This window comes from Spirosoma terrae (genome assembly GCF_010435915.1).
Taxonomy (GTDB): domain Bacteria; phylum Bacteroidota; class Bacteroidia; order Cytophagales; family Spirosomataceae; genus Spirosoma; species Spirosoma terrae.
Window position 1 is genome coordinate 79,879 of sequence record NZ_JAAFZH010000017.1, and the last position, 18,273, is coordinate 98,151.

General features: G+C 53.5%; 3 protein-coding genes. All 3 read left to right on the forward strand.

The annotated features are described in order from the left end of the window. Positions 1-323: 323 nt before the first annotated feature. The 3 genes from GK108_RS26310 (at position 324) to GK108_RS26320 (ending at position 18,199) form a co-directional block, all read left to right on the forward strand. Positions 324-4,460: a hybrid sensor histidine kinase/response regulator transcription factor gene (locus GK108_RS26310; RefSeq protein ID WP_163954569.1), complete on the forward strand. Its 4,137-nt coding sequence runs from the start codon at positions 324-326 to the stop codon at positions 4,458-4,460. Between the two features lie 205 nt (positions 4,461-4,665). After that, on the forward strand, positions 4,666-5,421 hold the full coding sequence (locus tag GK108_RS26315; protein ID WP_163954570.1) for a DUF5602 domain-containing protein: 756 nt from the start codon (positions 4,666-4,668) through the stop codon (positions 5,419-5,421). Positions 5,422-5,533: 112 nt separating this feature from the next. After that, positions 5,534-18,199, forward strand: a complete 12,666-nt coding sequence (locus GK108_RS26320; protein WP_163954571.1) for a putative Ig domain-containing protein — start codon at positions 5,534-5,536, stop codon at positions 18,197-18,199. Positions 18,200-18,273: the final 74 nt, after the last annotated feature.

Genomic DNA, 18,273 nt, shown 5'->3' on the forward strand with positions numbered 1-18,273 from the left:
ATTGCATTCGTCTCACCCAAACACTTGCACCTCAGGCGAATGGGTTCTACTGTCCAGGGTGTTTTATTAAGTCGTATCGACGTAGCAGTACTCCATTTTCGGCCATCCTATTTTTGGCCTACCTAGCTGACGGTAAAAAATCTCAACCTGTTTATCAGGTTGAGGTAAAGGCTGAGTGGTTTATACCACAGCGTTATTGATTGGCGTAAATACAATTAACTATAAATCCATTTTCGCCTGCATCACGTAGAACAGAGATCATAATTGCTTTAACTAAAATGGACTAGTACTATTTTTTGTGCTTTCCCAGCCCAAATGAGTTGATGCGCCTTCTTTTCTTATTTTTTTGCTTACTGCCTCTCTCACTCTATGCTCAGCTCAAAGGTTGGCAGGAGATTACCATATCCGAAGGTTTGTCGCAAGGAATGATCTATGATCTGAAACAAGATCAGAAGGGTTTTATCTGGGCAGCAACCAAAGACGGCTTGAATCGGTACGACGGCTACAACTTTACCGTTTTCACCCACGATGCCTATAACAAATACAGCCTGTCGTCTAATGCGTGTTCAACGCTACTGGTTGATCATCGGGGCCGTTTGTGGGTAGGAACGCTTACGAATGGCCTGAACCTTTACGATGACCGAACGCAGCGGTTTTACTACATCGATATGAGCGATCCGGCATCGCCCGATGCCGGTAATTTCGAAATTGTCTCACTCCATGAAGATCCTGAAGGCAATATCTGGGTGGGAACCAGTCAGAATAAACTCGTCAAAATCACCCTGTCCGATTCGCTTAAAACCGGTTTCCCTGCTCAGGCTAATGCCACCGGACAGGTTCGATTCAGCCGGTTCTCATTTCCGTTATTTGGCGCCGACAATCGAGATTCCCCTACGCATATTGTCTTTCATGCCGACGGACAAGCGATGGTTAGTGCCGCCAGAGGACTGTTTACGATTAACTGGCAGTATCCCGAAGGCGTTACTCAAGTTCCCCAATTTGGGAGTATGGCTTCCCTAGTCCAGGTCACGCCGAAAAAAAACCGATCCGATTACTGGTTTGGGTTCATTGCCAATTCGCTCATTGGCTGGCAGAAGACCAAACGCAAGATTATCCGGCTGCCACCCATCAAAAACTACAATGTGTATCTGGTTGCGATGGACGACCATACAATAGCCGTGGCAACGCCCGATTTTTTGTGGCTCATGTCGCCTGAGCAGCTCTATGCCCAGGATAGCTTGTCGGCTCGTAATGCATTTGCCGTTATGCCCCCGAATGTATTTGCGGTGTCCAAACTGCTCATCGATAAGACCGGTAATATCTGGGTGGGTACGGGTGGGTATGGTCTACGACGATTCAGTCCACGTATCAAGCAATTTAAGACGTACCTCCCAAGTGCTTCACTCACGTATCTATTCCAGGATAGACAGGGGCAACTCTATGTTCGGGATCAGTTCGACTATAGGCAGTTAGTTCAGTCCGGTAATCGTCGGATAAAGATCCCTTTTCGGGATAATACCAGCAGTATTCTGTACGAGCAGTCAAAGTATTTAATGCAGGACCGGCAAGGTTTTTTCTGGGCATCCGTAAATAGTACCCAACCCATTGCTACTACTCATCAGTTCGTTAAGTTTTCGGAGAATTGGCAACGGCTGAAAACGTATTCGATGCCATCCGGAACTGCTTTTGGTCGGTATGGCAACCAAACCCGGGAAGATAAAGCGGGGTATCTCTGGATCGGGGCGATGAATGGAAAGCTCCTTCGATTTGACCCGACCACTGAAACCTTCACTGTATTTTCTTACCAGCATCTATTGCCCAGGCAAGCCGCAGAAGTTGAAACGTACTCTCTGTATTTTGATGGCAGCGGTACGTGCTGGATTGGTACGCAGAGTGGCCTTGTTCGGGTTGATCATCCAGAAACAAAGCCCGCTTTTTCGGTATACAAAAATGATGTTTCCAGGCGTGAAAGTCTGAGTAACGATTTTGTGTCGAGTACCGTCGACGATCCCGATCAGCCGGAAAAATACCTCTGGGTGAGCACGAAAGGGGGAGGCCTGGACAGGCTCGATAAACAAACGGGTCAGTTTCAGCATTTCACCGAAGCCCAGGGCTTGCCCAATAAAGTGGTGTATGGTATTCTGACAGACGAGTTTAAAAATCTTTGGATGAGTACGAATCGGGGGCTGGCTCAGTTTAATCCCAGAACGCTCAAGTTTCGAAATTATACGAAAACCGACGGGCTTCAGGACGATGAATTTAATACGGGTTCCTTTCTTAAAACGGTATCCGGCGAACTACTTTTTGGGGGCGTAAATGGACTAACTGCCTTCCAATCCAAAGATATAGCAACCACTGCGTCCGGCTCTGCACCTCTGGTGCACATTATCGGGTTAAAAATTAATAATGAAGCCGTAGTTGTGGGAGCACCCGACGGTATTCTGCCGGCAAGCATCGAACAGACGAATCGGCTCGATTTGTCGCATACCCAAAACTTACTGACGCTGGAATTTACCGTCATGGATTACACCAATTCAGCCAAAAATCAGTTTCGATACCGGCTGGATGGTATTGATCAGGATTGGGTAGAGGCTGGTACCAATCGGTTCGCTAACTACGCACAACTACCCAGCGGTACGTATACGTTTGAGCTGCAAGGGTCAACGAACGGCGATGTCTGGAGCAAATCCGCCCCGTTGGTCATACGTATCCACCCTCCTTTTTACCGAACCTGGTGGGCATACATGCTGTATTTCTGTATCGTACTGCTTGTCATTTGGCAGCTATATCAATTTCAGAAACAACGGTGGTTACTCCAACAACAGGTGGTGTTTGAGCAGAATGAGACCAATAGACTGGCGGAGCTTGATACGTTAAAAACACAGTTTTTCACGAATATTTCCCATGAATTCCGCACACCACTGACCTTAATTTTAGGGCCACTGACGGATTTGAAGCGACGTTTTCAGACTGAAAAGGTCGTTACGTTGACCGAGCCAGTGGTAACGTTGATGGAGCAGAATAGCAATCGGCTACTTAGCCTGATCAACCAACTGCTCGACCTGAGTAAGCTGGAAGCCAATCAGCTCAAGGCAGCGCCACAACCGGGTGATATTGCCGTTTTCATTCGCACATTGGCGCGTTCATTCAATTCGCTGGCCGAGAGTCGGCAGATCAGCTTCTCGTTCGCACAAACGCAAGACCATGTCCAGGCGAGTTTTGATCGTGATAAAATCGAAAAAATAATAACCAATCTGCTTTCGAATGCCTTCAAGTTCACACCCGTCGGTAAACAGGTTCTGCTACGTATCGACTATCCTAGCTCAGAAACCACCGATGAGTTGGTTATTACCGTAGAAGACACGGGTATTGGCATTGCTCCGGCTAATCTGGCAGCCATATTCGAGCGCTTTTATCAGGTCGATAGTAAAGCTAATCGGATGTATGAAGGCACGGGTATCGGACTATCGCTAGTCAATGAACTGGTTAAAGTACTGGGAGGCACCATCGACGTTGCCAGCACCGAGGGTATTGGTACGAGTTTTACGGTTCGTTTGCCGCTGGTTCGTCTTGAGCAGCAGATACGTAGTGATAACTCCGAATTGCCTGAGCCTATAGAACGTAGCACTACGTCCCCGTCTGATCTGAGTGATACGTCCTCGACAGCTCCGACAACGGATAACGTACTACTCATTATTGACGATAACGCGGATATTCGGGCTTATGTACGTAGCGTGTTCGAGTCGGATTATCACATCATCGAAGCCAATGATGGACAGGATGGGCTGGAGAAAGCTACAGCCAGCTTACCAACCGTCATTATCTGTGATTTGATGATGCCCCGGCTCGATGGGTTAGGTTTTTGCCGGCAGCTTAAACAGCAGGAAACAACCAGTCACATTCCGGTCATTATGCTAACCGCCAGATCAACCGTGGAAGATCGCATCGAAGGTCTGGAGCTAGGGGCCGATGATTACCTGACCAAGCCCTTCAATCAGGCCGAACTCAAGATCCGTGTGCGAAATCTAGTGCAGAAGCAGGTCCGACTGCAGCAATACTACGGTAGTAAAATCAACGCTGAGAGCAAGGTACCGAATGAGCCAGGGCACTCCGCGAAAGAGGAACTATTTTTGACCAAGGCGCTTACTGTCGTGAGATCACAAATGGCGGATAGTAGCTTCGGGGTAGAAACGTTTAGCCAGCTGATGACCATGAGCCAGAGCCAGCTGGTACGTAAACTGAAAGCTCTGACCGGTCAGACTGCCGTTGAATATATACGTACGATTCGCCTGGAAGCGGCAGCCGAGTTATTGCGCCAGGGAGAGGGCGTTTCAGTGGTAGCCTATCAGGTCGGCTTCGAAAGCCTGTCTTATTTCAGCCGCGTTTTTCAGGAAAAATTTGGTGTTACACCTTCTTCGTATGAACCCCCAACTTACCTGGATAAACGCCAAGACAAGTAACCAAACTCACACATCTCACCATTTACAGGGAACTATGAGTCATTTTTCTGCACATTGACGTACTTAAAAACGAGTAACTATCGAAAATGAGCAAAAGATTGACGAAAATGAGCTAACACAGGCTGACTGGAATCGGGCAATTTTACCCTTATCAATCTGATCGTATTATCAGTTGATGATCTCCTCTTTCAATTGCCGTTCAGCTATGAAAAACTACCTTTACCTGCTCATCCTATCTATCTTTCTTTATTCCTGCTCAACTCCTGATACTGCCAATCAACCCCAGCGTTTGTACGGACCAACCGTAACAATGGGTAATGGTACGGCCAAAACCTGGTTCATGCCCGATGCTCAGGGTAACCCAACGTCTATTGGTTTCACACTCAGTAAAGGCGCGTACGACAATCTGCCCGCTACGTTGCCCGAAACCAGTTATATGCTGGCTCTACCCGACGAAGCCACCAGCAAAACGCCTTACAAACATGTCATGATCAACTGGAATCCTCAGGGTCATGAACCGGCGGGTATTTATACGGTACCTCACTTCGATTTTCATTTTTACATGCAGCCGATGAATGAGGTGATGGCGATACCCGTTTATACCGCTGCCACGGCCGCCAGGTTCGATAAAGTACCCGCTTCGGTCTATTTGCCGACCGATTTTGCGAAGGGGCCCGGTGGCGTACCCATGATGGGCGCCCACTGGTCGGATATGACCAGCCCGGAGTTTAAAGGAAGTCCGTTTACCGAGACGTTCGTGTATGGGAGCTACGATGGGCGCGTTACGTTCTGGGAGCAGATGGTAGCCATGAGTTACCTCAAAACGAATCCTAGCTTCGACAAAGCCATCAAACTACCGGCTCAGTACGAAACGCCGGGCTACTACCCCACCCGCTATAGCATACGTACCAATGCCGACGGCAGTCAGGACGTAGCGCTTGATGGATTCACCAAGCGATAACCGCTTTCCGCTTCATCCCTACCTCCACATTCTTCCTGTTCAACCAATCAGGTGTAGCGACAGCCTGTCGCTACACCTGCGTCACTACGTGAACTTTTTACCAATCTCGTTTATGAATACTTTTCTACGTTATAAGCAACATGTCACTAACCTGCGGTTATGGATGCTGTTCATTGGCTTATGCACGCTAAGCCTAACGACTCAGGCTCAGACCATTCGTTACGTTAAGCAAGGGGGAGCGGGCAACGGCAGCAGTTGGACCAACGCCAGTGGCGATTTGCAGGCTATGATCAACGCCAGTGGAGTGCAGCAGGTGTGGGTGGCGGCCGGTACCTACAAGCCGGGGGGCAACGCTAACACTAACCGTACCATCAGCTTTTCAATGAAGAACGGGGTAGCGATCTACGGGGGCTTCGCAGGCAACGAAACGGCCCTCAATCAACGTCCGGCGATCAACCCTACCACTGGCCAGTCCTCCAACAGTATCCTCTCCGGTGAAATTGGCAACTCCGGTAGCGCCGACAATAGCTTTCACGTGGTTAACAACGACCAGACGGGCATTGATAATACGGCTATTCTGGATGGCTTTATCATCAGGGGGGGCAATGCCAATGATATGAACAACGGTAACGATGGTACAGGTGGTGGCATGCTTAATGTATCGACCAGCCCAACAGTACGCAACTGTAGTTTTCTTAGCAATTCAGCTTCTGATTATGGGGGCGGGGGAATGTACAATCTCAGCGGCAATCCAAGCCTGACCAACTGCTCCTTCCAGGGCAATACTACGTCTGGAAATGGCGGGGGAATGTACAATGTTACCAGCAATCCAAGCCTGACCAACTGCTCCTTCCAGACCAATTCCGCTTCTGGTAGTGGCGGGGGGATGTACAACGAATCCAGCAACAGTCCCAGTCTGATCAGCTGCTCCTTCCTGAGTAATACCGCTAACGATGGCGCAGGACTATACAATTATAGTAGTAATCCTGGTTTGACCAACTGCTCCTTCCAGAGTAATACCGCTTCCAGCACTGGCGGAGGAATGTACAACATAACCAACAGCAGTGCTATCCTGACCAACTGCTCCTTCCAAAGCAATAGCGCTACCAGTGCTGGGGGCGGGGTATACAATGATCGCAGCAATCCCAGCCTGACTAACTGTTCTTTCCAAAGCAATACCGCTACCAGTGGCGGAGGGATAAATAATGTTAACAGTACGTACAGCCCGATCAACTGCTCCTTCCTAAATAACTCGGCGCTCACTAGCGGGGGGGGCATCTACAACAATTCCAGTAGTGTTGTCAACGTAACTAACGGCTCCTTCCAGGGCAACTCGGCGATCGCTAACGGGGGAGCTATCTATACGGAGAGAGCTTGTACACTGACTAACTGTGTATTATTTGGCAATGGGGCCGCCAATACGCTGGCTACCGTTCGTAGTAATGTGGCGATAACGCTCCTTTATAGCCTGATTGAGGCTGCTGAAACAGGATTCACCGACGGAGGTAACAACAGCCGTACACCCACCTCGCCTTTCGTCTCCACCAGCTCTAACCAGCTCAAAGGCTGTGCCCCAGCCATCAATGCGGGCAGCAATTCCGCTTATACCACCGCCAATGGACCTGCCAATGATCTGGCCGGAAACACCCGCGTGTTTGGCGGCACGATCGACATGGGAGCTTATGAGTATCAGGCCGCGCCCAGCGCTGGTTTGACTATAATCAATCCAGCTACCACAGTCACTACCCAGGGGAGTTCGTTCAGTAGTGCGTTTAATGCATCAGGGGGTACGTCTCCGTATAGTTTTAGTCTGGCCAGTGGTACGTTGCCGACAAGTCTGAGCCTGTCCACTACGGGTGGGTTGAGCGGATTCCTCACGCAGACCGGTAGTTTTTCGATTGCCGTCTGGGCCGCCGATGCCAACGGCTGTTCAAGGATGAGTGCTGCGTACACGTTGACCGTGAACCCCGAACCCTGCCCGCCAGACTTACAGGTTACGAATACCAACGATGCCGGAGCCGGCAGTTTGCGCCAGGCTATGCTCAATGTGGCCGCAACGACATGCGGTGGACCTTTTACCATTACGGTCGGTGTAAGTGGTACGATCAATCTGGCCAGCGCGCTGCCCGATGTTGATAAAAACATAACCTTCATCGGGCCGGGTGCCAGCAATCTGACCATCCGCAGAAATTCGGGCGGTAGCTACCGGCTTTTCAACATTATTCCCGACAGAACGGTCCGCTTTGATGGCTTTACACTAGCCAATGGGAGCGCGTCTGATCAGGGTGGGGCGATTTACTTTTCCAGCGGATCGTTGACCGTCGCCAATTGTGTATTTGTTGATAACCAGGCCGGTTTGATTGCTGGAGCTATACGGAGTGGGGGAAATTTAGTCGTAACAAACTGTCAGTTTGTCAATAACAGGGGTTCGGGAGTCCAGACCACGGGGGGAGCTATTTCTCAGGCCGGTGGCTCTTGTGCCATCACTAACAGTACGTTCATGGGTAATCAGGCCAGTGGTGGGGGAGCCTTCTTCAATGACGTGGGCGCGCCAACGCCTATATTTACCAATTGCACATTTAGCGCCAATACGGCTACCGTGTACGGAGGAGGTCTGTGGATACGAGGTGGCGGAACCCTGGTAAACTGCACCATTACGAATAATAGCGCAAGCATTGGGGGCGGAATTTCTGCTCCTGACGTAAATGCGACCCTAAAGAACTGTATTCTAGTCGGTAATACGGGTGACTCTGATGCTAATTTAGATGGTACGGCTGCGGCAGCGTCTTCGTATAATTTTATCGGCGCCAACGGATCTGGCGGATTAACGAACGGTTCCAATGGAAATATTATCGGTGCAAGCAATCCGCTACTGGCTCCCTTAGCCAACTACGGGGGAACTACCCAAACGCACGCGCTGCTGCCAGGCAGTCCAGCCATCAACGCCGGTACGGCCAGTGGCGTACCCAGCACCGACCAGCGGGGTATTAGCCGGGTAAGCACAACCGACATTGGTTCGTTTGAGTCGCGAGGCTTCACGCTGGCGTTCAGTAGTGGTAGCTCGCAAACGGCCACCGCTGGAACGGCCTTTGCCAATCCGTTACGGACAACGGTGAGCAGTGATAACAATGAGCCAGTAAATGGTGGCGTTGTTACGTATACGGGGCCTGCTTCGGGAGCAGGTATCAATCCAATATCAGTCACGACCAGTATTGGCAATAATACGGCTTCTACTTCCGTCACGGCCAACACCACAGCGGGGACTTATAACGTAGCAGCCACGGCCAAAGGCGCATCGCCGACCATCAATTTTAGTCTAACAAATTCGTCTGCAACCCCAACTGTTACGGGATTCGCTACGTTGAATACGTCCGTCTGTGTGGGCAGCCCGATCACTTTTACGGCCACGGTGGGCAACGTAACGGGCAGCTACAACTATACGCTCACTAACGGCAGTAGTACGTCGATAGCCAGTACTACGTCCAGCACGGCCTTTCGTCAGAATCTGACGGAAGTTGGTTCGGGTAGCCAGAGCTTTACGCTAATTGTCAGCGTTAACGGACTGAGTGCCCGGGCGGTTACGAACGTAACAGTGGTTCAACCGCCGATTCTCACCATTGCCTATCCCGGAACAAGATATTGTAATAGAAGTAATCCGCAACTAATAGACCCAACCAGAACGATAACGGCTGATTTTCCGATGGGTTCGGGAACCTATACCAGCAGTCCGGCCGGGCTTTCCATTGAAGCCGCCACGGGGCGAGTGGACACGCGAGCGAGTTCTCCCGGTTCTTATACCGTTACCTACACCTACACCAGTACGGCGGTGTGTTCGGTGGTGACGGCCACCACAGCAATGACCATTGTAGGCGCACCTCAGTTTGTTAACCTGAGTCGCATTCAGCCTAGCTGTGCTACGCCCACGGGAACCATCAGTGTTACGTTTACGGGCAATGGTACACTTGAGTATTCCATTAACAATGGCTCTACCTGGCAAACCAGCAACGTATTCAGTGGTCTGGCACCTGGGTCATACGATATTCTGGCGCGTTCGCAAAGCGAGACAGGCTGCGTGAGTAATGTATCTCTTATCTCCATCAATTCGCTTCAGAATACAGTACGTATCAGCTACCCGACGGGGCCGTATTGCCGAAACGCGTCGACTACTTATACGGCCAGCGTAACAAGCACCGGAGGGCAAGGTACCTTCACCAGCAGTCCGGCTGGATTGAGTATTGATGCTGCCGGTACCATCAATCCAAACCAGAGTGTGCCGGGCAGTTATACGGTCAGTTACGTATCGTCGACCTGTACGAACGTAACGGCCACAGCTGCTATCACTATCGTGGACAACCTTATCATTGGTCTTGAAGTAACGCAGCCTACCTGCGCTACGGTTACGGGTACGATCAACGCGAGCGTGACCGGGTTGAGTGGGGTCGAGTATAACCTTAACGGAGGCCCCTGGCAATCCAGCGGGCTGTTCAGCGGACTGGCCGCTGGTCAGTTGTACACGGTTCGGGCTCGTTTGGCGAGTTCCCCCATCTGCGAGAGTAATCTAACCAACATTCCCATCAATGCGGTGCCTACGCCACCGTCGGTAACGAATCCCACCGTCACCACGGCTACGGTTGGCGCCCCATTCAGTCAGAGTTTCACGGCCGTGGGCGGTACCGGAGGAGCCAGTTTCAGCCTGGTCAATAGTACGTTACCAACGGGATTGACGCTGGCCAGTACGGGTGTCTTGAGCGGAACGCCCACTACGTCAGGTAGTTTTCCGATCAGGGTGCGGGCTACCAATGCCAACGGTTGTTTTGGGGAGAGTGCTACGTATACGCTGGTGGTGAATTATCCTATCCCAACCGTGACTGGTTTTGCGGTTAGTCCGGCTACGGTCTGTGTGGGTAGACCCGTTACGTTTATTGCCACAGTGGGCAACCTAACAGGTAGTTATAGCTACACGCTGACTAACGGCACCAGCTCTACCACGGGCACAACGGCCAGTACTGCCTTCAGTCAGGGGCTGACCGCCAGTGGTTCGGGAGCGCAGAGCTTCACCCTGACGGTAAACGCCAATGGACAGTCGGCGACAGCGAGCACTACGCTCACTGTGAATAGCTTGCCTATAGCTGGTCTCACCAACAACGGTCCACTGACCTGTGCTCAGCCTGGCGTCACCCTGACAGCATCGGGAGGCAGCTCGTACACTTTTGTTAACAGCGCCGGAACTACACTCGGTACACCGGGGCCAGCCAGTACCCTCGTGATCAATAGCCCAGGGCTGTATTCGGTCATTGTGACCAACGCCAGCGGCTGCGTGAGCACGACCACCACCACCGTGATCAGCACGACGGCTACGGTGACAGTGAGTAAACCCGCTATGACCACCGTGATCCTGAATACGCCTTTCAGTCAAAGTTTCACAGCGCTGGGGGGTGTTGGCGCTTACAATTATAGTCTGGTCAACAGTACTCTACCGGCCGGGCTTACACTGGCTAATACGGGTGTGCTCAGTGGAACGCCCACTACGTTAGGTAACTTTCCGATCACGGTACGGGCCACCGATATCAATGGGTGTTTTGGCGAGAGTGCTACGTATACGCTAAGCGTGCTGGAAGCCTTTTCCCCCATTCGCTACGTCAGGCAAGGCGGAACGGGTACGGGTAGCGGTAACAGTTGGGCCGATGCGTCGGCCGATCTGCAAAGTCAGATCAATCTGGCGGGCGTAACACAGGTATGGGTAGCGGCTGGTACGTATAAGCCCGGTGGCGATGCCAACACCGACCAGTCAGTAAGCTTCTCGATGAAGAATGGGGTGGCTATTTACGGGGGCTTTGCGAATTCGGGTAGCCCTGTTCTGGCGGAACGTAACCCCACTACGTTTGCTACGGTGCTGAGCGGAGATATTGGTGAACCTAACAACAATGGCGATAATAGCTATCACGTAATTAGTAATGATGGAAATGAACTGAACGCCACGGCGGTGCTGGATGGGTTTGTCGTAACGGGCGGCAATGGCGGTGATTATGGCGGAGGGATGTACAACTCGGGGAGTAGTCCGAGTGTAGCCAACTGCGTATTTCAGGGTAACACCGCCAGCGAAGGGGGCGGCCTATACAACACCAGCAGCAGTCCTACGCTAAACAATTGCGTATTTCAGACCAATACGGCGTCTGTCGGCGGTGGAATGAGCAACGACAATAGTAGTCCAACGCTGACCGGATGTTCGTTCCGGAATAATCAGAGCGATTCGTATGGTGGCGGGATGAATAATTTCAATACCAGTAATCCGACCTTGATTAACTGCCTGTTTCAGGACAATTCGGGTGGTTTTTACGGCGGAGGAATCAATAATGAGAGTAGCAATCCGGTACTGACAAACTGCTCGTTTCAAACCAACTCAGGCGGTCTTATAGGTGGGGGAGCCATCTACAATAGCAGCAGCAATCCAGTACTGACGAATTGCTCATTTCAGGCTAACACGGGGGATGATGGTGGAGCCATGAACAACCAGAGCAGTAGCCCGATTTTGGTAAACTGCGTGTTCTTCGGAAATGGTGGAGCGAATACAATTTCAGGTATGGTGTCGGCTAGTTATAGTTTGTTCGAGGCCTCAGAAACAGATTATGCAGGTACGAATAACCTGATCACGACAGTCTCGCCGTTTGCTTCTACTACGTCTACCCAGCTAAACGGCTGTGCGCCAGCCATCAATACCGGCAGCAACGCGGACTATACTTCAGCCAATGGTCCTGGCACCGATCTGGCGGGCAATACACGGGTGTTTGGTGGTAGCATCGACATGGGCGCTTATGAGTACCAGGCTGCCCCAAACCCTGGGCTGACCGTCACCAATCCAGGCACCACTACCGCTACCCTGGGCAGCTTGTTCACAGGTACTTTTAGGGTTTCGGGCGGTGCGGAACCGTACAGCTTCAGTCTGGCTAATGGTGCTACGTTGCCAGCAGGCCTAGCGCTGGATGCCACGGGTGTGTTGAGTGGTACGCCTACCCAATCGGGGGCTTTCTCTCTTACCGTCATTGCCTTTGACGCGCTGGGTTGTTCAGGAACCAGTGCTCCGTATACACTCACTGTCAATGCCGCTACGCCGACTATTGTCGGGTTGGCGGCTAACCCGGCCGCGATTTGTGTGGGTAGCCCCATCGCCTTCACAGCGACAGTAGGCAACATAACAGGCAGCTACAACTATACGCTCACCAACGGTAATAGTACGTCGATAGTCAGTGTTGCGTCCGGCACGGCTTTCAGCCAGAGTCTGACGGCGGCTGGTTCGGGAAGTCAGAGCTTTACGCTGACGGTGAGCGCCAACGGACAACGTGCTCAGGCGACAACAAATGTGACGGTCACTAACAGTCCCGACTATCAGCCATTAGTAGATCTGTATAACGCCACCAACGGAGCCAACTGGACAAACAAAACGGGCTGGCTGAGTGGTTGTGACCCCTGTACGGGCAATGGGGGGCAACCCTGGTACGGGCTGACCTGCCAAAACGGGCGGGTAAACCAGATTGTGTTATATAACAATAACCTGGTGGGCAACCTGCCCGCAAGTCTGAGTGCGCTCACGGGCCTACAGGTGCTTCAGATCAACGCTAACCCTGGGTTAGGCGGGATCATTCCGGCGGGACTAGGTAACCTGACCGCTCTGGTAAGGCTTGAGCTGGATGCTAACGCCTTGACGGGCGGTATCCCGGCTAGTCTGGGGAGTCTGACCAATTTGCAGCGACTTGTTCTGAGTGAAAATCAACTGACGGGCGGCATCCCGACTAGCCTGGGAAGTCTGACCAATTTGCAGGAACTTTATTTACGTAACAATCAACTGGTGGGGTGTTTTCCAGCCGCGTTGACGGCGCTCTGCGGGGGCGGACGTACAATTGATTTCTCAATCAATCCCGGCCTGCCCGGAGGAGGAGACTTTGGCACCTTCTGCAGCACAGGCTTTGGTAGTGACGGCTTCTTGGCGCAGGCGTCGGCCAGCCAGCCTGCGGTCTGTATCGGCGGTGTGGTGAGTCTAAGCGCTAATGGAGGAAGCGGCTACAGCTATAACTGGCGCGGGCCAGCGGGTACTGTTCTCAGTAGCAACACCACTCAGGGCGTGTCGGCTACGCTGACTACTTCAGGAGTGCATACCTTCACGGTGGTGATCAGTAGTGGCAGTAGTTGCAGCAGCACGGCCACCGTCAGCGTCACGGGTAACGCAGCTCCCACGGTGGGTCTGACCAACAACGGTCCTTTGAGCTGCACGCTGAGCACGGTGACGCTAACGGCGGCAGGGGGTAATTCGTACACCTTTGCCAGCAGTGACGGCCTGGTGCTGGCAGGCTCAGGCAATACGCGCACGGTAAGCACCGCAGGTACGTATTCGGTTTCGGTCGCCAGTGCCAGTGGTTGTGTGAGCACCACTACCACGACCGTTACCAGCAGTACGGCAACGGTCACCCTCACCAATCCAATGATCACCACGGCTGTGCAAGGCAGTGGATTCAGTGGCACCTTCAACGCAGCGGGTGGTACGGCTCCCTATAGCTTCAGCCTGGCTAATGGTAGTACGTTGCCCACCGGTCTGACGCTGGATGTGACGGGTGTGCTGAGTGGTACGCCAACCCAGACGGGTATTTTCTCCCTCACCGTCATTGCCCTTGACGCGCTGGGTTGTTCAGGAGAGAGTGCTACGTATACGCTGAATGTCAATAACGCTACGCCGACTATTGCTAACTTTTCGGCTACATCGGCCTCTGTGTGTGCAGGCAACACCATCACCTTTACCGCTACCATAGGCAACGTAACAGGTAGTTATGATTACACGTTAACGAATGGTGTAAGCACGACAACCGGTACTACAACCAGCACCGCTTTCAGCCAAACGCTGACAGCCGCTGGCTCAGCTGTTCAGACCTTTACACTGATCGTCTCTGCTGCCGGACAACGAGCGTCATCGACCATCAACGTAACGGTCAATCCGATTCCTGTACCGACCTTGTCGGCTAATCTCGGAGGCACATTGACCTGTGCCCAGACATCGCTGACACTGACGGCAGGTGGAGGCACTACGTATGCGTTTAGCGGTCCCGGCGTGGTGAGTCAAGATCCGACAGCAGGCACAGCGGTCGTGAGTTCGAGTGGCACCTACTCCGTAGTTGCGACTTCGTCTGGGTGCTCCGCTACAACGTCGGTACAAATCAGTCAGGATACGAATATCCCTCTGGTGAGTATTGCTCCATCCATCGGTACCCCGGCCGGCGTTACGTTAACCTGCGCGACTCCTACGGTTAGTCTGAGCGCGGTTGGCGCAGGAACATACCGGTGGAATACGGGTGCCATTACGTCCTCCATCAGTGTAATGACTGCCGGAACCTATTCGGTGACCCTGACGGCTGATAACGGCTGCTTCGCTAGCGCATCTATTCAGGTACAGCAGGATACGGATATTCCTTCGGTGAGCATTTCGCCCAACTCCGCTACCTTGACTTGTGCCAATCCAACCGTTACGTTGACGGCCAATGGAAACGGTACGTATCTGTGGAGCACCGGCGCTACGTCTCAAACCATCAGTGTGGGCAGCTCGGGCACCTATTCGGTCACCCTAACAGGCAGTAACGGCTGTAGCAATACCGCATCGATTTCGGTGGCCGCCGATCAGTCGACCCCACCCCTGAGCCTTACAGCCTCCAGCACAGTGCTCAGCTGCATCAGCCCAACCGCCAGCCTGACCGCCATCGGTACCGGTACACTTCGCTGGTCAACCGGTTCTACGGATACCCAGATCAGTGTCAACTCGGGAGGCACCTACTCGGTGACACTGACAGCCCCCAGCGGTTGTACAACCTCGACATCCATTACCATTAGTCAGGATATTGACCTGCCAACGGTCAGTATCAGTCCTAGTTCCGCTACGTTGACCTGCACTAATCCAAGCGTTACACTCACCGCCAATGGCATAGGTACGTATCAGTGGAGCACCGGCGCTACCTCCCAGACGATTACCGCTAGCTCGACCGCTACCTACTCGGTGACGCTGACAGGCAGTAACGGCTGTAGCAATACCGCATCGATTTCAGTAACGGCGGACCAAACCGCGCCTTCGCTCAGCATCAGTCCCAGCTCGGCGACACTCACCTGCGCCAACCCAACTGCTACGTTAACTGCGCTGGGCACGGGCAGCTTCCGCTGGAGTAGTGGCTCGACTGACCCCCAAATTCAGGTCAGCACCGCAGGCACCTATTCGGTAACGCTCACAACACCGGGCGGCTGTACGGCCACCACCTCGGTTCAGATTCAGCAGAATAACACCGTACCAACGGTGAGCATTTCGCCCACCTCTGCTACCTTGACCTGCGCTAATCCTAGCGTAACGCTAACGGCCAACGGAACCGGTACGTATCAGTGGAGCACCGGCGCTACCTCCCAGACCATCAACGCTAGCTCGGCCGCTATTTACTCGGTGACGCTGACGGCTGACAATGGCTGCCAAGCTACGGCCAGTAGCACCATCGAGCAGGGAGCCGATCAAACCATCGGCTTCAGCCAGCAACCAGCCTCCACCTCCTCGGTCACCGTCGGTAGCTCAGTCACCACCCAGGTCGTGGTTTCGGGACAACCCACCAGTTACCAGTGGTATAAGGAAAACCTCAGCCAACCCCTGGCTAGTCAGACCGCGGCCCAACTCACACTCACCAATGTCCAGCTTAGTGACGCAGGGAGTTATTTTGTGGTGGTGACCGGTCCCTGCAATAGCCTCACCTCGACGGCCTTCACCCTCAGCGTCACCAACCCCGTTACATCGCTCTCGCTGACGGCATCAGTGAGCCCCAACCCGATTCAGGCCGGTCAGGTGGTTACCCTGACTGCAGCGGTAGTGGGCGGCACCAGCCCCTACAGCTATAGCTTTAGCGGGCCAGGCAGTATCAATCCGACGGGCAATACGGCTACCGTTTCAGGGCTGTCGGCGGGGGTCTATAGCTTCACTGTCAAAGCCTCCGACAGCGCCCTGCCGACCAACCAGCAGGCCACCAGTGTGGTCAGCCTGACGGTGACAGCGGTCGAAACGGCTCCCTTTGCCATCACCGGGGTGACCACCATCAACTGTTCGCCCATCACCCCCAACCGCTTTAGTGTCAGCTTCACCCCCCGCTACAGTGGTCTGAGCGGGCAACCCATCAGCTTCTCGGTGGCTAATGAGCTACTGCCTACCAGCCAGCCGGGACCCTATACCGTCCAGCTCTACACTGATAACCCTACCATTACTCTACAGGCCCGCCAGCAGGGGGCAACTACCAACTTCGGCTACAACTGGCTGGAGGCCTGTCGCACCTCGGAGAATCCCAACACCCCACCCCGGGTGGTGAGTGGCTTACCGAACCAGACGGCTAAGGTGGGCGACTACTTCACCTATGTCATTCCCGAAGCCACCTTCACCGATGCAGAGACCCCACTGAGCCTACGCCTGTCAGCCACAGGTTTACCGACGGGACTGAGTTTCTCGGGGGCTACGGTGAGTGGTACGCCTTCGACCACGGTGGGCTCCCCCTTCACCGTCAGCATCACCGCCACCGATCCGGGTGGACTCTCGGTCAGCACCCCGCTGGTGGTCGCCGTGCTACCCGCCACCGGTCCCGTTGAGCCTACCGCTCCCTTTGCCATCACCGGGGTGACCACCATCAGCTGTACGCCCATCGCCAATCGGATCAACATCAGCTTTGCTCCGCTCTATAGCGGACTGAACGGCCAGCCGATTGCCTTCGAAGTCGTCAATGAGCGGGCACCCACCACCGACCCAGCACCGTATTCGCTGACCCTCTACCGGGATAATCCCGTCATCACCCTGCGGGCTCGTCAGACCGGCAGTGCAGAAGTCGCCAGTTTCAGCTACAACTGGCTGGCGGCCTGTTCGACGGCGGGTCAGGACAACACCCCTCCAAGGCTGAACAGTCCGGTGGCTTCCCAGACGGCCACGGTGGGCAAATCGTTTAATCTGAACCTGGTCAACACGTTTGCCGATCAGGAGACCCCCAACCAGCTCACCCTATCGGCGCAAGGTCTGCCAGCGGGTCTTGTCTTGCAGGGAACAGCCATCAGTGGTACGCCGTCGGTGAGCGGCATATCGACGGTGATCCTGACGGCGACCGATGGCGGTGGTCTGAGCAACACGACCAGTTTCGAGCTGACGGTGAGCCCAGCTCAATCCACGACTACGACACCCCCGACTGGTTTTGCCATCACGGGTGTGCAGACACTGAGTTGTGTAGCGGTGAGTGGAGGCTTGCGATCAGTAACCTTCCAGCCCCAGTATGCAGGTGTTACCGGCCAGGCCATCAGTTTCCGGGTGGAGAATGAGCTGGCGGCCACCACCGCGTCAGGTCCCTACACGCTGAATCTGTACACGGATAATCCGGCCATTACCTTGAAGGCTCAGCAGGCGGGCAGTGGTGGTGAGGTTAGCTACCGCTACAACTGGCTGGTGGCTTGTTCAGCTCCCGCGCGGGTTGGCATACCAGAGGCCGAGACTCGGCTCGAGGTAACCGTATTGGGCAACCCGGTGGAAGGCGAGTTTGTGGAGATCGAGATTCGGGGCGCTGACCGGCAATCAGTATCGGCTGAATTGGTAGATCAGCAGGGCAAGTCGGTGTCTCAGAAGTTTATTGAACAGGCTAGCACCTTGGAGCGATTGAGTTTGCCGGTGGGTACCAGCCGGGGCCTGTTGCTACTCCATGTTCAGACGGCTAATCAACACCAGCAACTGAAAGTTGTCGTCAAGTAAACGTAACGATGCCCAAACTAATTACAGCGCCTACTTTCAGCCGGAGAGTGGGCGCTGTGGTTCTAGGGAACGTG

Excerpts from the sequence above, each read along its gene's own strand:
- GK108_RS26310 (WP_163954569.1), top strand. The coding sequence starts at position 324 with ATGCGCCTTCTTTTCTTATTTTTTTGCTTACTGCCTCTCTCACTCTAT.
- GK108_RS26315 (WP_163954570.1), top strand. The coding sequence starts at position 4,666 with ATGAAAAACTACCTTTACCTGCTCATCCTATCTATCTTTCTTTATTCC.
- GK108_RS26320 (WP_163954571.1), top strand. The coding sequence starts at position 5,534 with ATGAATACTTTTCTACGTTATAAGCAACATGTCACTAACCTGCGGTTA.